A 16,686-nucleotide genomic window follows, 5' to 3' on the forward strand; every position below is an offset into this window, starting at 1 on the left:
ATCTCTTCGTCCCTTTGTCAAACTTTAATTAAAGCTTGGCATCATAAGCTTTAAATTTTGGTGTTGACTTACCTGGAACTTTTAGCACAAGATTGCCATTTTCATTAGTATCAAGAACTCTTTGTTCAGGATCTTCTACAGATTTAATATAGCCTTCTTTTGTAAATTCCCAAATTTGGTTATTTTTTACAACTTTGTCTTCGCTATTTGCAAAGCAAGGCTCTGCCACAGCAACATCTTCACCAAATCTGTGGACAAGTGCTAAACATAAATTATTCTGACCTGTTCTAGATTTAAATTGTTTTAACTCTATGTCATATCCCCATATTTGTTCATATGAGGAATCACAGTCTGCTAATGAAACATTTTTGTTAGAACTGTCAACAGCTAAGCATTTTGTTGCATAAAGACTATTCGTTCTTTGCAATCTTATGTTTTCTTCAGAAGCAAAAAAAGGAGAATTCCAGTTTACAGATACAACTATTGGTTTTACAAAAATTTCTCCTGTACCAACTTCTAAACTATAAGATTTTTTAACAACAAGTTGTGAAACGTTGCCAAACACCACTGCAGTTTGTGCTCTTGTGCTGATTTCAAAAGTAGAAATTCCTTTGTTCTCCTTTGAAGTTTGGTAAGTAACCCAAAATGCTGGTTGAAAGGATTTATGGCTGATAGCAGAAAACATATTTATATTTGAAGCCCATCTAGTATTCCAAGGAGCTGTACTAAAGTCACAATTTTGGGAGTCGTAATTTGTCAAATAAGTACATATTTTTTCTGGAATTTTTGCATCCCAAATCCACATTGCTTTATTTGCATTACTATTACTTTCAACAGTATATTCATGAGTTTCAAAGTGCATTGTTCTTGAACTCGTTCTTAAAATATTTGCACTTAGCTCGGCTCCAGCGGTTGCCTCAACTTCACCTAGACTAATAAGACCTGTTGCTGGAGAAACTGCTGGTTTGAATTCAGCTTTACCACCTAATTTTAAGCCTCCAGACAATCCAAAATTATAGCCCCTAGTTACAGTGGATGTTATTTTTGGATTTATATTTGTTGGAAAAGTGTCTGCAATATGAACATGATTTTCTTTTGGCTTTTCATCATTCAAGTCAGAATTTATTTCAAAGATGTATTTGCCAGCTACAGTTGAAATTTTATCACCATATTTTGATTTTTCTTGATAAATATTATCAGCTATATGCCATCCAGGACCGCCTCCTTCAGTAGGAGATATACTGAAAGTAATGAATTTTCCTTCGGAGGTCTTTATTTTTTGTTTTGGATCTTCTTTTGATACAAATTCACCTGAACGAGAACCGGACATATCTACTTTAAAGTGCAATTTTACATTTGCTTTTTTGTCACAATAGTCAATTAATTGCGAGTCATTTTTGCTAAATTTAGGCATAAAGCAAGATAATTTATCTTCAAAAATAGTGACAGTTACTGAAGATTTATCGAGATTTAGGTTATTTTCTTCTTGGTTAGATTTATTTTCTGAATTTAATTCAGCATAAATCATTTTTCCTACTTCTTTTTCTGTTTCTTTACTATTGCTTCTTGTAGCAACAATGCTTAGGTTATTTTCTTTATTTTTATATAAGTATATATCAGTTTCTTTATCATTTTTTTGAACTTCATCAACAGAAATTGGAGAAACTTTATACATGAGTTCTTGAAGTTCAGTTGAATGATTTATTCCTTCTAACTTTACAACACTATTATTTTTATTAATTTCATTCGAAATATTGAAATTTTTATTATAGTTTTTATCATTCACAGTAACAAAATTTGAGCCATCAAATTTATCTGAGTTTGATTTTTTTGAACCTTCATTACAACTAACTGCAACTAAGGAAAGCAGACTAGTGTATAAATACTTCAGATTATGACTATTTAATTGCATGATCTCTCCCTACTCAAGATGAACTAACCGATTAAAAATTGAAAGCAAATATTATGCCAATTTTATTTTCTTAATTTAAATTATTTCAGAAAGGATAAGTCTTAATTAATTTTGGATTAAAATTGAATTAATGTTTTTTATAGAAAAATGCATAAAAAATAAATTATTTTTCTTTGTTTTTATAAATTATTTTTATTCTTTAAAAAGATAAAGTTATATATCGCTACATGCTGTTAATATAACGTGTATAATTTATTTTCAGGTAAAGATTAATGCTTATAATTTAAGGATAAATTATGTATATATTATATACACTACTGTTTGGTTTTTATACACTTCTAGTAATTCCTTTAATTTAATAAAAAAAAAGTTCTTTTTAAATAAAAAGAACTTGTTAGTTTTTATAAAAAGAAAGGCTGAATTATTTTGCGCTTAATTTAGCATCAATTTCTTTCTTTAGACCAGCAACGCTTAAGTTACCTTCAAATTTTTCACCGTTAATGAAAATGGAAGGAGTACCACTCACACCTATACTATTTCCTTCCTCCATTTGCGCCATTACTGCTTGACTGATGGTTTTATCTTTGTCTTCTAGGCAGGCTTTAAAATCAGCAATATTTAATTTGAGTTCGGTAGCTAACTTTTGGTAGGTATCAGTTGAAAGTTTTTCAGTTGAACCTTTAACATACAACAATTTATGCATGTCCCAGTATTTGTTTTGATTTGCTGCGCATTTTGCTGCAATTGCAGCAGGTAAAGCCTCTGGGTGAATTTGCATTAATGGGAAGTCTTTATAAATATATTGCACTTTATCTTTATAATCTGCCATTACTTTTTCTAAAGTTTCGTGCGCTCTAACACAGTATGGGCACTGATAGTCAGCAAATTCAACAATAGTTACTTTTGGATTTTTCAAATTAGAGTTATATTTATAACCTGTTGTGTCATTTATAGTAACAACTATTTCTTGTGGCTTTTCTATACCAGTAACCTTGATTTTGCCTTTTTCTTGAGCTTCGGCTATCAGTTCTTGCTCAGCTTTTGCCTGTTCCATTCTAGTAAGATACTGTTTTACTAGGCTAGAGCGCTTATCTTCTGGTATTTGTAATAACTGAGGGTTATTAGCATTGTCAGCAAGAAACTTTTTAACGACCTCATCTCCGACAAGAGCTTTTTTTGAATAGTAATCTTCTTTTGCTGCATCTAAGGAAGCTAATTTATTTTGATTTTTATAGTCATCAAACCAAGCATCTAAATAGTGCTTTTCTAAGATAGCTTGAGCGGTTTCATACACTTTTTTTTGTGCATTGATGAGCTCAGTTTTTTCAGAAGTTGAAAGATCTTTAAATTTTATTGTTTTAGAGTTAAAAGAGCCTAATACGTCATCATTACTTTTTGATTTTTGTGATTGGCATCCAATAAAAGCTAAGGTTGTCAAAGTTAAAGTTGTTGCTATTTTATATTTATTCTTATTTAGCAAATTTTTAATAGAAAAATTCATTTTTCCCCCAGAGAAAAGTTTAAGGTCATCGAAATATACACTGAATGTTGAATTTTCAAAACAATAACATTAGAAAGAAGAGTATAATTTGAAAAAATGTTCTTATATATGGACTTTTTATGGATTAATTTTTAAAATTTTCAACTAATTCAGGTAATAAATAGTGATTTACGGTATCATTATCGTAGGCGATATATGAGGCAAACTCTTTTGAAGGTTGGACAAATTGATCATGCATAGGCTTAACAAATGAATGATATTGAATTTTTACACCTTCAGGGCTTCTCCCTCTTTCTTCAACATCTCGTTTCAAACGTCTTTGAAATCTAACATCTTCAGCAATATCAATGAAAATAGAAATATCAAAGAGTGGTCTTAATACTTCTTGGGATAAGATTAAAATTCCATCCACTATTAAAAACGGACTTGGAATGATTTTAACTGTTTCAGATTTTCTAGTATGGGTTACAAAGTCGTAGATTGGCATTTCAATAGCGTTACCATTAGCTAATAATTCTATATGGTTTGCCATTAAATTAAAATCTATAGAATTTGGATGATCAAAATTAACACTGCCATCTCCAGTAAATTTTTTGCTATGATCAAAATAGTAACTATCTTGACTTATTATTTGGCAATGATCTGAACCAAATAAACTTAATAGTTTACGTGCTGCGGTGGTTTTTCCTGAACCACTTCCTCCTGTAATCGCTATAACAGTAGAAGATTTTTTATTTTTCAAATGAATACCCTAATTAAAATTAAATTGTGCCGTAGATACGATCTCCTGCATCTCCTAACCCAGGTAAGATGTATCCTTTTTCATCTAAACCACGCTCGACAGATAAGCAATATATAGAGACATCAGGATGTGTGTCTTGGAGCAATTCGAGACCTCCAGGTGAAGCAAGCAAGCAGTGAAAACGAATTTCATTTACCCCATATTGTTTTAATCTATTAATAGCTGCAACAACAGTAGAGCCCGTGGCAAGTAAGGGATCAAGTAAGAAAATTTTGTTATTTTCTATGTCATTTGGTAGCCTAAAATAATATTCAACAGTATTATTTAGAAATTTATCTCTATAAATTCCTATATGGCCTACTTTTGAGTGAGGAAACATTTGCATAAATCCATCGAGCATTCCCATTCCTGCGCGCATAACCGCGACTATTGTTACATCTTCACAGATAAAAGGGCTTTCAATCCTTTCAAAGGGTGTTTCAATAATGTGATTTTTAACTTTTAAATCTCGTGAGCTCTCATAAGCCATAAGCCGACTCATTTCACTTAATAAACGCCTAAAGTCGCTAGAGTTTGTTTCTTTTTTTCTGAGTGAAGAAAGAGAGTGACTTAAAATAGGATGATTTAGAATGTGAATATTTTTGTGCTCATTTTTTGCTATGTTTTTAACCATTTTTTATGTCCTGAATATTTAGAATTTAACTTTTAAATTAGCACTATAGCAAACAGAAAAAAAGTGTTTCTACAAAATTTTAAATTTTTATTATTTTATAGATAAAAAAGAGTTATTATTGTCGGATAAATAAAATTCCAATAAATTATTTGGAATAATTTTAGCACTAAACCAATAAATTTTTGTTCCGCTTTGATAAATAACATTATCTTCAGGCAAAATATATTCTTCATTTTCTTGTACTGAAATTTTATATTTTTTTATAGGAGAATATATTTGTGGAATGAATTCAATATTATTAACATGTATTTTTTCTATTGTAATTGAACAGGAAGTGTTGGGATATATTTTAAAAGAATGGTCGTTACCATTCGAGATAAACTGCCTATTATATGTTTTTTTTCCATTACAAAAAACATTTCCTTCAATCATAAAATTTGTTATAGGCTCTTGTACACCAGAATTAATTTGATAAATTTGATTCACAATTAACATTCTTTGTGAGTCTTTTTCAGGATAATAGGGATATCTATCAGCTGAATAGTATTGTGGCATTTGTTGGTTTGGAGAGTATCGACAAGAGTTACTAACTAAACCCAATGTTAAAAACATAAAATTTAAAGATAAAAGCCTACTACTCATTTGTATCCTTATTCAACTATTTAATATGATATCGGAGATTTTTTAAATTGAAAAAGAAAAATTTTATAAAAATAAAAAAATAACATTATAATATAGCAATATTATAATGTTAAGAATTATGCAATTTCATGTGACCAGGCTATGATTTCACTAACGACAGTTTCATAATCTTTTTGTTCCATATCAGGATATAACGGGAGTCGTAACAACCTAGAATGAAATTTCTCAGTGATTTCAAGGTCATTAGGTTTATTACCCAACTCAATTCCTAAAGGAGCTGAATGCAGAGGAATGTAGTGAAAGGTAGCACCAATTCCCTTACTTCTTAAATGTGACATTAATGAATTTCTTTGTTCAGGAGAATTCAAAACAATAAAAAATAAATGATAATTAGTTTCCGAATAGTTTGGAAGAAAGGGGAGTGTTAATATGTTTTTTTCTTCTAATATTTTAAGGTTATCATAATAATAATGATGAATGATTCCTCTTTTTTCATTTAATTCAAACATAACATCAACTTCAGCAGATAAAATAGCTGCCAAGGGTTCAGCTAAAATATAACTTGAGCCTTTTGCAACCCAAGTATATTTATCAACCTGTCCTTTTAAAAATTGTGCGCGATTGGTTCCTTTTTCTCTTATTATCATTGCTTTTTCTGCTAAAGAATCGTCATTTGTTAAAAAAGCACCACCTTCACCGCAAATAACATTTTTAGTGTCATGAAAGCTAAGACATCCCATATCACCAATAGTACCTAAAAATTTATGGTCCCATTTTGCACCAATAGCGTGAGCAGCATCTTCAATAATTTTGATATTTTTCGGGCGACATATTTCTAATAGTTTTTCCATATCACATGCAACTCCTGCATAGTGAACGGGAATTATAGCAATGGTCTTAGGTGTAATTTTTTTCAAAACATCATTGATATCAATATTAAAAGTTTTAGGATCAATTTCACAAAATACCGGTTTTAATCCAGCAACAAGAATAGCATTGGCCGTTGAAGTAAATGTAAATGAGGGAAGAATAACTTCATCACCTTCTTTTCCATTTAATAACAACATACTCATTTCTAAAGCATGGGTGCATGATGAGGTTAATAAAACATGCTTTATCTTTAAGATATTCTTTAGTTTTTCTTCAGTAGAGTGACAAAAACTGCCATCGCCTGATAGTTTCCCAGAAGCAAAGACTTGATTTATATTTTCAAATACTTTTTTAGGAATATGTGCCTTAGATAGAGGTATGTGCATTTTTATTCTCCAGACATGAACGGTATAAATTTAAAAGTTCATTAATTTTCTTGTTCCAATTATGCTCAGTATAAACCCATTTTTTTGCATTTTCTCCATGTTCTAATATTTTTTCTGGAGAATTAACATAATCGGCAATTGCATTCGCAATTGCATGTGAATTTTTGGGTTCAACTAAAATTCCTCTTACATTGTTAAGTACTTGCTCAGGAGTGCCTCCTGAATTTGTACCAATGACAGGAAGACCCATTGCCATAGCATCTAATACAGATAATGAATAGGTTTCTTTGTAAGTTGCCAAAACAAATAAATCACTTGCATTTAAATAAGGAACAAAATTGGCTTGAAAGGGTACCAAGTGGATTCTTCCCTGAATTTCAGGGGTGGTGATATAATTCTGCAGCCATTCGTATAATTGTTTTGCTTGCGGTTCATAAACTTTATTCCCAGCAGAGTCTATATGATCAAGAGTGGGTTCACCCATTATAATAAAATGTACTTTTTTTCTTGTTTCAACAGGCATAAGTAAAAATGCTTCTGCAAATTCTTTCACACCTTTTCCTGGATCAATGCGACACATGGTAATAATAACCTTTTCATCACTTTGAATGTTAAATTTATTACGAATATTGTCTCTTTGTGATTGATTTTTTTGATAAATAGAAAGATCTCTACCATATCTAAGTAAGTAAACTTGTTCTTTAGAAATGGGATAATTTAATTTTATTCTTTCGTTTAAAATCATAGATGAAGAGGTAATTGCATGAATTCTGCTATAAATAAATTTATGTATAATGTCCTTTTTTGAGGGGGCGCTCATATAAAGGCTAAAGATATGCTTTTTATTAGATAATCCTAGCAATGCTAAACTTGAAAGCCAAACATCTTGACGTGTATGGGAGTGGATAATTTGATAATCTTCTTCCAAAGCTATTTTTCTTAATTTTCTTATATCTTTTAAACTAATGCGCGCTTGCTTAAATCCTGATATTGTTTTTATCCCTAATTTTTGAGCTTCTATTTCTATCTTGCTTCCTGGTAGGCAATAAAGACATGTTTTTATTCCTTGTTCAATCAATTTTTGAATTAATAGAACAGTATAAAGTTCAAGTCCACCAAAAGCTTGCGAGGTATTGACATGAATGATTTGGGGTGCATTTCGCATTCAATTTTCCAATATAAAAATATCCTATTAAAAAGCAATAAACTTGCTTAACCGGAAAATTTTATACTATAAATTCTTCCATTAAGGAATCAAATATCTACCTGAATAAAGAACTGGCAGAGAGGGAAAAATTCTTTCCTATGTCATTTATGTTTTTTGCCATATTCATAATATGGGGAGTTTAATTTATGGCAGGAATTCGAGTAAATACGGGTTCAGGTATTGATCCTAAAATGGTTGATCAGTTAATAGAAATTGAACATGAACCTATTAAAAAAGTTGAAGCCAGAAAAAAAGAAATCAATGATGAACATAAATTATTTAATGATTTAAAAGGTTTGGTTAGTACTCTAGGGACTAATTTAAATGGATTAAGAACTCGACAAGACTTCTATAAATTAAAACTAACAAGTTCTCACCCTGATATTATTGAAGGCACTGTAGATAATAATGCTCCAATTGGAACATATGAATTGGAAGTTAGACATTTAGCTCGGACGCATAAATTACTTACTCAATCATTTGCTGATAAAGACACTACTCCAGTTGGATTTGGGTATATGACAATTGAAAATGAAGATGGAGAGTCTTTTGATGTGGATATTGATCCAGATAGATCAACATTAAATGATGTTGCTGTGCAAATTAACTCTTTAAATAAGGGTGTAAAGGCTATTGTAATTAATACCAAAGAAGGGATTGAAGATAGTGATGAAGAAAATTACAGACTGATTGTCATTTCAGAAAAATCTGGTAAAGAAGCCAAAGTAACTATTGATCCAGATACGACCTATCTTGAATTTAAGGAACAAGTGACTGGTCGAAATTTAGAGATGTTGTTTGAAGATGTCAAAGTCTATAACGAAACAAATAAAGTAACTGAACTTTTTCCAGGTATGGTTTTAGATGTAAAAAGAGCGGAACCAGGAACAAAAGTGAATATAAAGATTGATTATGATGTTGATAAAACGATGGAAAATATTAAAAAATTTGTTGAATCATATAACAAAGTAAATGAATTTATTGATAAACAATTTCAAGTTGATCCTAATACGAATAAAGCAGGCGTACTTTCAAAAGATAATAGTTTAAGAACCTTGAGAAGAGCTTTGCAAGGATCAATGCAATTTAGTGTGAATGGAGGAAAATACCAAACATTAGCTGACATAGGAATTTCTACCGACCCAAAAACTGGCAATTTAAAATATGACGAATCTAAAGCTAAACAATCCTTATCCGAAGATTATGTCGGAGTTTCTAAGTTGTTCATCACATCTGATGAATCTACAGGTATTGGTCCAAGACTCTCTGATGCTGTTCGAAATGTCCAGAGTCAACAAAGTGGGGTTATCCCATCAAAAGAGCGAGAATATAAAAGAATTCTTGAAAACTTTGACAAAGACATTGCTGTTAAAACAAGACAAGCTCAACAAAGAGAAGAAGGACTAAGAAGACAATTCGCTTATGTAGAACAACTTATCAGTGGAATGAATGCACAAGGTAAAGTATTGCAACAAAAACTAGATGGTATGGGATAGTTGCATAATTTACTAAAGACATAATTTTCAAGGATGGTTTTTCAATGAATGTGAAAGCATTTAAAGCGTATCAGTCTACTAATGTAACAACTGCAAAACCAGAAAAAGTTCTTTTAATGTTATATGAAGGTTGTATAAAGTTTTTGCGCATAGCGAAAGTTAGAATGCAGGAGAAAAAAATAGCAGAAAAAGGTAAAAATTTAAGTAAAGCTATTGCAATTATAGCTGAATTAATTAATACATTAGATCATGAAGTAGGAGGACAACTTTCTGCTGATTTAGAAAATTTATATATGTTTATTATGGATAAATTAATTGAAGCAAATATTAACAATAAAGTTGAAGATATTGAAGTAGCTGAAAAATTATTAAATACTCTATATGAAGCTTGGAGGGATGTCGTTAATAATCCTAGACCAGATGGGGTTCCAAGCCCAACTCTACAACCAGATTTGTATGAAACATATTTAAAATCAATCAAAAATCAACAATCAATTGAAGAAGCTAATAATAAAAATCTAAAAAATGAAAAATCAAGTGCAGCTGCTGTAAATCTTTCAGCTGAAGTAAAACCTGCTACAGGTAGTATGAATACTTTAAGTAAAAAATAGATTAAATAAAGAGAATTAAATATTTATTTTAAAGTAATTATTATCTCTTTTCTTTATATGCTATTTTGTTACTTAATTTATTACTTATAAGTAATAATGAGATGATTTCATTTCTATACTATTACTTAGTACAAACTTATTTATTTTTTCTTTAGTATTTTTAGTTATTTCTGTGAATTTAATTCCAAACCCTTCATCAGTAAATCTTACAACACTTCCTTTTGCATTAAGTAAATCATCTGATTTTGGTAGTAAAAATTCAAACTCTAATTCCATACCTAATATTGGATTTATTTGATTTGACTGATCAATAACATGTAATCCATCTGCAGATATATCTATAACAAAGGTTTCAAAGTATTTATTTTCTTTTTTTACTTTAAATGGAATGTTACATTTCACTCTTATACTTTTTCTAAATTCAATTTTGCTTAATTTTTTTAACTCTTCAATAAGTTTTCTTTTAGGACTGGGTTTTAATAAAAATAAGTCGGCATTATTTTGAAAAATATCGTCTTTATACTCTTCACTATTAACCACACTAGTAACAACAAAACGAACTTTAGGATTTAGACTAATTTTTTTGGCTTGCACAATTTTTTTAAGCGCTTGGCCTTTTTGAAATAAATAATCAAGCATAACAATATCTATCTTTTCATCAGCAATCATTTTGATTATTTCTTCAATAGATTTAGCATGTTTAACATCAAATCCAGCCTGCGATAGAACTAATCCTTCCATGCTTGCTGAAAGCGCATGTTCTTCTCCAATTACAACAGTAAGTTTTGGATTTGGATTTTTACTTTTGATAGTTCTGATGCTTTTTAATTTATTCATTTTCTCTTATCCAAAATGGTTGCAAAGTCGCTTAGAATTCAACTATGTTTATCGGGTGTCATCGAAGACCCTTGAGGAGAGATAAATGTTTTGGCCAGAAATACAGATTGCTGATTTACATGAATTACAGGTCATTTTTTCTGGAGAAAAGTATAAAGAATGTTTTAAAAATAAAACATATTCAGGGTTTGTATTTTTTGATATTGGAAGTGTTTTACTTGACTTGGATTGGGATATTTACATCAATTCATTTGAAGGTCTATTACCTCCAACGGCTGTAAAGGATTGCAAACAAATCTATCGTGTTTTGAAAAAAGAAGCCGTCCTTCATAAGTGGTGTTGTGGTAAAATGGGGGCTTTTGAATATGCAAAATCTTTCATCCATGTTCTGCTCAAAACTGCTAAAATGCCACAGCTTGAAAATCAGATTTCAATTCAAGATATAAAAAAAGCAGATAGTTACGTTGTTGGAGCGCCAAGGCAGTCCGTGTTAGAATTGGCTAAAAAATTGCGTGAACTAAACTTTGGTATTGGAGTTTTAAGCAATGCAACAACTTGGCATGAAGTTGTTATTGAGAAAAAAATTCCTTTGCGAGAGCTATTTGATGTTATTATTTTTAGTCAAGATGTTGGTTTTGAAAAACCAGACCAAGAAATATACAAAATAGCGTTTTCTGAAGCGCAGGCATTTATTGCCAAAAAATATCGCCAAAAATTAGATGTGGAAGATACATATTTTATAGATGATACCCCTGCAAATGTTAGAGCTGCAATTGATTTTGGTTGGAATGCTAGTTTGGTAAATTTGTTAAATGAAAATATAATGTCGATGATTGAAAGTAACAAAGTTTCTGACTTGGAATTAAAAATGTTAAGTACACAAAGGGAAAATTTATTTTTTGGTGAGTCAGTTGCTGGAAGAATTAAAAATATTTTTAGAAATATAATTAGCTTATGACTAAAATAAACATCCTTCCAAATATTGCATTTTTTGACTCTAGTCAGGGCGGTTTGACCGTATGGGAAAATGTTTTAAAACGGTTTCCAAATTTAAATACCCAGTATTTAGGTGATAATGCACGTTGTCCTTATGGTAACAAAAGTCAAGAAACTATTACCCGTTATGCTTCCGAAGCTACACTTTATTTAGCAAGTCGTAACGCATTATTACTTATTATAGCATGTGGTACAGCTTCTAGTGTTGCGGCAAAAGAATTACAGCATTTATTTAAATTACCTATTATAGGAATTGTTGAAGGATTTTGTAAATTTGTTGCATCATTATTACAAGATAAAACGCGTACTGTTGCAGTTCTTGGAACAAAATTTACTGTACGAAGCAATCGTTTTAATGAAGAATTAGGAGCTAATGGAGTTGAAAAAGTTTGGGCTAGAGCTTGCCCATTATTTGTTCCTTTAGTGGAGGAAGGAATTTCCCAAGGCCCTATGGTCGATGCTGCATGCGATATGTATTTGTGGGATATACCTGAAGATACAAAAGTTGTAATGCTGGCTTGTACTCATTATCCAAGATTAACTTTACCAATAGCAGAGTCTTTAGAACGAAGATTAGGAAAAACTGTTATTTATAAATCAATTGATGGTGATTGGGTTTTAAAATTAGGTTCCAAAGAACAAAATGATCCTATTTATTTAGTTGAATCTTCTTTGCCTATAGTAAATTTTGTTGAACAATTTATTGTTTCTAATCAATATGAGAACATATTAAATCATGGAGAGAAGCAGGTCTTGTGTACTGATTCTCCAGAGCAATTTGAAAGTATTGCACGTTTTTTTACTTCCATCCCGTTACCTAAAGTAGAAGCTGTGGAAATTCAAACTTAGTAAATTTTCCTTTTTTTAAATTCCTTGCCATTTTATTTAACATCTGATAATCAAAATCTGTTTGTTCATTTTTCTTAAGTGAGTGCCATGAATCCAGCATCTAACTAATTATCAATAATAAAATCAAATACTTAGACAATTAAATATCTACTGGAGACCAAAAATTTATGACTTCTCCTATATCAGTGAGTGATGTTGGGTATTCTTTACCTGATGGTACTTTATTATTTAAAAACTTTAATTTTTCTATACAAAAAGGAGAAAAAGTAGGACTTGTTGGGAAAAATGGAGTTGGAAAAACAACTTTATTACGTTTATTAACAGGAGAAATTGCAACAACGCAAGGTGATATCAAAATAAAAGGTAAAACTACATATTTTCCGCAAAATTTAAATGACTTTGCAAATAAGTCGTTAGCAGAAATTCTTGGTGTAAAAGAAAAATTAACTTCTCTCCAAAATGTTTTTGCAGGACTGGCTACTGAGACAGACTTTCAGATTATAGATCAAAGCTGGGATTTAGAAAGAGAAATTAAGCTTTCTTTTCAAAAGGTAAATTTGTTTCCTTATCAATTAAATAGATTAGGTAATACATTAAGTGGTGGAGAGCTTATTCGACTCCTGTTTGGAAAATTAGTATTAGATAATTCAGATATTTTATTATTAGATGAACCAACAAATAATTTAGACTGCAGTGCAAAAAAAGAATTAATGAGTGGGATTATCCAATCTAATTTTACTGTTTTAATTTCTAGCCATGATATTGAAATATTAAATAGTATGGATAGAATATTTGAGATATCAAATTTAGGGTTAAAAGTTTATGGAGGGAATTATAATTTTTACTTTGAGCAACAACAAATTGAAGATAAAGCTAATACAAGTATTTTAGATAACGCAAAACAAAATTTAAAAAAAACTCAAATTATTTCAAATGAGATATCTAAAAAAATAGCCCATAAATCTGCCACAGGAAAACAAAAAGCATTAAATGAAGGAATGTCTGTATTAGAGTTACAATATAAAAAATCTAAATCAGAAAAAACTTCAGCAAATCTGGGAGATATTCATCGGAAAAAATTAATTGATGCTGAAAATAAAGTAAAACTATTACAGGAAAATATCCGTGAAAAGAAATCAATTCAAATAGATTTAGAAAATACAAAAATTCCATCATTAAAAGAAGTTATTATTTGTAAAGATTTGAACTTTCATTATCCAAATTCTAAACGTTTTCTTTGGGAAAATAATTTAAATTTTTCTTTAATAGGGAATAAAAGAGTATCAATTTTAGGAAATAATGGTAGCGGAAAATCTACTTTGATAAAAATTATTTTAGGTGAATTATTGCCTCAAATAGGTACTGTTAAACTAGGGACAAAAAAGATTGCTTGCCTAGATCAAACTTGTTCTTTTCTAGAGAAGAAAAGTACCATTTTAGAAAATTTACAAAAACATGCTTTGCCTAATAGAAAATTACATGAAATAAGAATTATTGCAGGAAGATTTCTATTTTATGGAGATGATGTATTTAAAAAAATCGAGTATTTAAGTGGGGGAGAGAGAATGCGAGTAGCATTAGCATGTTTATTTTTGCAAGAAAATACCCCTGATCTTTTAATTTTAGATGAACCTACTAATAATTTAGATATCTATTCTATTGAGATATTATTATCAGGTTTAAAATCTTTTTCAGGCGCTATGTTGGTTGTTTCGCACGATAAAAATTTTTTGGAAGAACTAAATATTACGAATCATATTTCACTTTTCTAAGAATATCTTTAACCAGTCCGTTTATTAGTAGATTCAAATATTTTATCGGCGTTATCTGTGACAAAACCTTGATAATAACTTTCCCAAATTTCATCATGTTTCTTTCCAGGTAGCGGATGTCGAAAAGCAAATTCAACAAAAGCATAAGGAATTTTGTAAAATCCATCTTGAAAACGAACCACATTTTCTTCTGCCAAAGTTGCACTTTGTTCTAATCTTACTGCTTTGGAACCTTTAATAATACTACCGCCTGATTTGTTCATTTCAATTTTTAATTTTTTTTGGATGTAGTCATTAAATTGTTGGAGATTTTTAAAAGTTTCCATTATGTGCACGCTAACTGTAAAATGGTTGGGTGTATTACCAAATACCAGTGTCCAGGCGGCATATTCACTTTCTATCCTGAGTAATTCATAATCTTGATATCTGGGAACGCGCCACATAGCACCTGAGCCCAAAAATAAAGCAATCTCATTGGCAAATTGAGTTATTTTTTTATTATCCGCTTTTAACTGACTAAGCTGGATTTTTAATTTTTCAATGGGTGAATCTGTTACGTCATTTGTATATTTAAGGACACATTCTTTAAATGGTTTTGAAAAGGAATCTAAAATAAGTTCACTAATAAAAACTTTAGGAAACACTTTAGAACTATGGGCATTATTTTTAACAGGGGGATTCATCGAAATAGCTTTAAGTTTTTTTTCAGGAAAATCATAGTTTCCTGAATGCGTATATCCTAGCATTTCGAAAATACCGGCTATGACTTTTAAATTGCAATTTTTTCCTGGTAATGTTCTGAATGCGATATGATCTTCACTCCAGGTATCTCCTTTTTTTCGAATAGCCTGCTCAATTATTTTAACTTGACCTACCTTTGATTTATAGATACTCCATAATTGTTTGATCACTTTTTCTGTTATTGTACTTTGAACTTTCAGCATAATTCTTAGCCTTTATGGATTTAGAATGAATGTATCAAAAAAGTTATATTTGAAACTTAACTGAAGAAAATTTAATTTTCTAGTTTAATTGTGTTTTTTTACTACAGAAGGAAGAGAAATTTGTCACTCATTCATCTAGACAGAAATGAATACTTTTTTCAGCATCATCCAAAAATTATTGAAATTTTTTCTAATTTTAACATTTTAGATATATCTTGTTATGCTTCTTTGCAGGAACAAGACTATTTGCTTAAAGAAATTGCTAATAATTCTAATTTAACAAATCTAGAGCAAATTACATTATTTCATGGAGCTGAAGACGCTCTGATAAAAATATTGACTTGGCTGAGAAAAGATCATCAAACAATTATCATGGAAGATTTTTCTTGGAACAATTATGAGTTTATCATTAATAGTTTAGGCTATCAAAAAATTAAAATTCCAAATTCCTTTACTCATAAAGATATAGAAGTTAATCAACATATTTTTATTGAAGAATTAAAAAATCTATCTAAAGCAGTGGTTTTATTAACCATCCCGAATAATCCTACCGGTTATCATGCTTCAATTGAAAATTTGTTAGAATTAATTGCAAGTTTTCCTCAACATATTTTTATTCTTGATCTTGTTTATTCAGATCTTTTTTCTAAGCAATATCAATCATTTTATAACTTATATAATGTTATTTCTATTGGGAGCTTTTCAAAACTTTTTGGTATGCCTGGCTTAAGGGTGGGTTATGCAATAGGAACTGTACCGCATGCATTTAAACTCAAATTAGGGATTCAGCGACATAATGTAAGAGCTTGTTTAAATGCATTAGAAATTAAAGAATGGTATTTAAGCAATAGAAAGGAGATGTTAACTTATGCGGAAAAGTTTGCTCAAAAATCTTTTAAATACTTAAATATTTTTCATTCTTCTGCTCCGTTTATTTTGATAGAAATTTTGGAAAATAAAATAAATCAAAATATATTTCATGAAGCTGAGCAGTTATCTGGAGTTAAGCCAAAATATTTTCAGCATAATGGAAAATCCTATTTACGTTTTGGTTTAGGACCAACTGAAATTTATGAAAAAATTGAAATTTATCTTGATTGCTTTAAATGAAGCTTAATATTTTATTTGACTATATTGTAATTTAAATTAAATTACAGAACTTGTTAAATTATTTTCAATTTTGAAAGATTATTTTATGAGTATCTGTTCTTTTTTTTGTCACTTTTATGTTTTAAGAGAAATGCAAAA

Annotated in this window: 15 protein-coding genes; 6 read left to right on the forward strand and 9 right to left on the reverse strand. The window is 29.9% G+C overall.

Annotated features, from left to right (window positions below; all coding sequences use genetic code 11):
- Window positions 1-28: 28 nt before the first annotated feature.
- From GOY08_RS08510 to GOY08_RS08540, 7 genes are all read right to left on the reverse strand, one after another.
- Window positions 29-1,912 (reverse strand): leukocidin family pore-forming toxin, encoded by a 1,884-nt coding sequence (locus GOY08_RS08510; RefSeq protein WP_158998471.1) that lies wholly within the window; start codon window positions 1,910-1,912, stop codon window positions 29-31.
- A gap of 421 nt (window positions 1,913-2,333) precedes the next feature.
- Window positions 2,334-3,413, reverse strand: coding sequence for a DsbA family protein (locus tag GOY08_RS08515; RefSeq protein ID WP_158998472.1), 1,080 nt, complete (start codon window positions 3,411-3,413; stop codon window positions 2,334-2,336).
- Between the two features lie 124 nt (window positions 3,414-3,537).
- Window positions 3,538-4,155 carry a uridine kinase gene (gene udk / locus GOY08_RS08520; protein ID WP_158998473.1) on the reverse strand — a complete coding sequence of 206 codons (618 nt, stop codon included), beginning with the start codon at window positions 4,153-4,155 and terminating at the stop codon, window positions 3,538-3,540.
- 19 nt (window positions 4,156-4,174) lie between these two features.
- Complete coding sequence (gene upp / locus GOY08_RS08525; protein WP_158998474.1) at window positions 4,175-4,828, reverse strand: uracil phosphoribosyltransferase; 654 nt, start codon at window positions 4,826-4,828, stop codon at window positions 4,175-4,177.
- A gap of 90 nt (window positions 4,829-4,918) precedes the next feature.
- Window positions 4,919-5,470 (reverse strand): hypothetical protein, encoded by a 552-nt coding sequence (locus tag GOY08_RS08530; protein ID WP_158998475.1) that lies wholly within the window; start codon window positions 5,468-5,470, stop codon window positions 4,919-4,921.
- A 116-nt stretch (window positions 5,471-5,586) separates the two neighbouring features.
- A complete protein-coding gene (rffA, locus tag GOY08_RS08535) occupies window positions 5,587-6,726 on the reverse strand; it encodes a dTDP-4-amino-4,6-dideoxygalactose transaminase (protein WP_158998476.1) in 1,140 nt (379 codons plus the stop codon).
- The gene (locus GOY08_RS08540) at window positions 6,707-7,891 is read right to left on the reverse strand and encodes a glycosyltransferase family 4 protein (protein WP_158998477.1); all 1,185 of its coding nucleotides are present in this window, start codon (window positions 7,889-7,891) and stop codon (window positions 6,707-6,709) included. Before GOY08_RS08540 ends, rffA begins: the two co-directional genes overlap by 20 nt.
- A 188-nt stretch (window positions 7,892-8,079) precedes the next feature.
- Between GOY08_RS08540 and fliD the strand changes: the two genes are divergently transcribed.
- Window positions 8,080-9,429 (forward strand): flagellar filament capping protein FliD, encoded by a 1,350-nt coding sequence (gene fliD / locus GOY08_RS08545; RefSeq protein WP_158998478.1) that lies wholly within the window; start codon window positions 8,080-8,082, stop codon window positions 9,427-9,429.
- Between the two features lie 44 nt (window positions 9,430-9,473).
- Window positions 9,474-10,040: a flagellar export chaperone FliS gene (gene fliS / locus GOY08_RS08550; protein WP_158998479.1), complete on the forward strand. Its 567-nt coding sequence runs from the start codon at window positions 9,474-9,476 to the stop codon at window positions 10,038-10,040.
- Window positions 10,041-10,124: 84 nt separating this feature from the next.
- On the opposite strand, the gene GOY08_RS08555 is transcribed toward fliS, so the two are convergent.
- The gene (locus GOY08_RS08555; RefSeq protein ID WP_158998480.1) at window positions 10,125-10,877 is read right to left on the reverse strand and encodes a response regulator; all 753 of its coding nucleotides are present in this window, start codon (window positions 10,875-10,877) and stop codon (window positions 10,125-10,127) included.
- 85 nt (window positions 10,878-10,962) lie between these two features.
- On the opposite strand from GOY08_RS08555, the gene GOY08_RS08560 reads away from it, so the two are divergent.
- The 3 genes from GOY08_RS08560 (at window position 10,963) to GOY08_RS08570 (ending at window position 14,494) form a co-directional block, all read left to right on the forward strand.
- Entirely contained in the window at window positions 10,963-11,835 is an 873-nt protein-coding gene (locus tag GOY08_RS08560) for an HAD-IA family hydrolase (protein ID WP_158998481.1), read from the forward strand.
- The gene (gene murI / locus GOY08_RS08565; protein WP_158998482.1) at window positions 11,832-12,722 is read left to right on the forward strand and encodes a glutamate racemase; all 891 of its coding nucleotides are present in this window, start codon (window positions 11,832-11,834) and stop codon (window positions 12,720-12,722) included. Before GOY08_RS08560 ends, murI begins: the two co-directional genes overlap by 4 nt.
- Before the next feature lie 167 nt (window positions 12,723-12,889).
- Window positions 12,890-14,494 (forward strand): ABC-F family ATP-binding cassette domain-containing protein, encoded by a 1,605-nt coding sequence (locus tag GOY08_RS08570; RefSeq protein ID WP_158998483.1) that lies wholly within the window; start codon window positions 12,890-12,892, stop codon window positions 14,492-14,494.
- 8 nt (window positions 14,495-14,502) lie between these two features.
- On the opposite strand, the gene GOY08_RS08575 is transcribed toward GOY08_RS08570, so the two are convergent.
- Complete coding sequence (locus GOY08_RS08575) at window positions 14,503-15,438, reverse strand: DUF1338 domain-containing protein (protein ID WP_158998484.1); 936 nt, start codon at window positions 15,436-15,438, stop codon at window positions 14,503-14,505.
- A gap of 120 nt (window positions 15,439-15,558) precedes the next feature.
- Here GOY08_RS08575 and GOY08_RS08580 point away from each other — a divergent pair, with 120 nt between their 5' ends.
- On the forward strand, window positions 15,559-16,548 hold the full coding sequence (locus tag GOY08_RS08580; RefSeq protein ID WP_158998485.1) for a pyridoxal phosphate-dependent aminotransferase: 990 nt from the start codon (window positions 15,559-15,561) through the stop codon (window positions 16,546-16,548).
- Window positions 16,549-16,686 lie beyond the last annotated feature (138 nt).

Source organism: Pigmentibacter ruber (assembly GCF_009792895.1).
GTDB classification, from domain to species: Bacteria; Bdellovibrionota_B; Oligoflexia; order Silvanigrellales; family Silvanigrellaceae; genus Silvanigrella; species Silvanigrella rubra.

Bases quoted from the DNA above. Each gene is read 5' to 3' on its own strand.
- GOY08_RS08510 (WP_158998471.1), bottom strand. From the start codon at position 1,912: ATGCAATTAAATAGTCATAATCTGAAGTATTTATACACTAGTCTGCTT.
- GOY08_RS08515 (WP_158998472.1), bottom strand. From the start codon at position 3,413: ATGAATTTTTCTATTAAAAATTTGCTAAATAAGAATAAATATAAAATA.
- upp (WP_158998474.1), bottom strand. From the start codon at position 4,828: ATGGTTAAAAACATAGCAAAAAATGAGCACAAAAATATTCACATTCTA.
- GOY08_RS08530 (WP_158998475.1), bottom strand. From the start codon at position 5,470: ATGAGTAGTAGGCTTTTATCTTTAAATTTTATGTTTTTAACATTGGGT.
- rffA (WP_158998476.1), bottom strand. From the start codon at position 6,726: ATGCACATACCTCTATCTAAGGCACATATTCCTAAAAAAGTATTTGAA.
- GOY08_RS08540 (WP_158998477.1), bottom strand. From the start codon at position 7,891: ATGCGAAATGCACCCCAAATCATTCATGTCAATACCTCGCAAGCTTTT.
- fliD (WP_158998478.1), top strand. From the start codon at position 8,080: ATGGCAGGAATTCGAGTAAATACGGGTTCAGGTATTGATCCTAAAATG.
- fliS (WP_158998479.1), top strand. From the start codon at position 9,474: ATGAATGTGAAAGCATTTAAAGCGTATCAGTCTACTAATGTAACAACT.
- GOY08_RS08555 (WP_158998480.1), bottom strand. From the start codon at position 10,877: ATGAATAAATTAAAAAGCATCAGAACTATCAAAAGTAAAAATCCAAAT.
- GOY08_RS08560 (WP_158998481.1), top strand. From the start codon at position 10,963: ATGTTTTGGCCAGAAATACAGATTGCTGATTTACATGAATTACAGGTC.
- murI (WP_158998482.1), top strand. From the start codon at position 11,832: ATGACTAAAATAAACATCCTTCCAAATATTGCATTTTTTGACTCTAGT.
- GOY08_RS08570 (WP_158998483.1), top strand. From the start codon at position 12,890: ATGACTTCTCCTATATCAGTGAGTGATGTTGGGTATTCTTTACCTGAT.
- GOY08_RS08575 (WP_158998484.1), bottom strand. From the start codon at position 15,438: ATGCTGAAAGTTCAAAGTACAATAACAGAAAAAGTGATCAAACAATTA.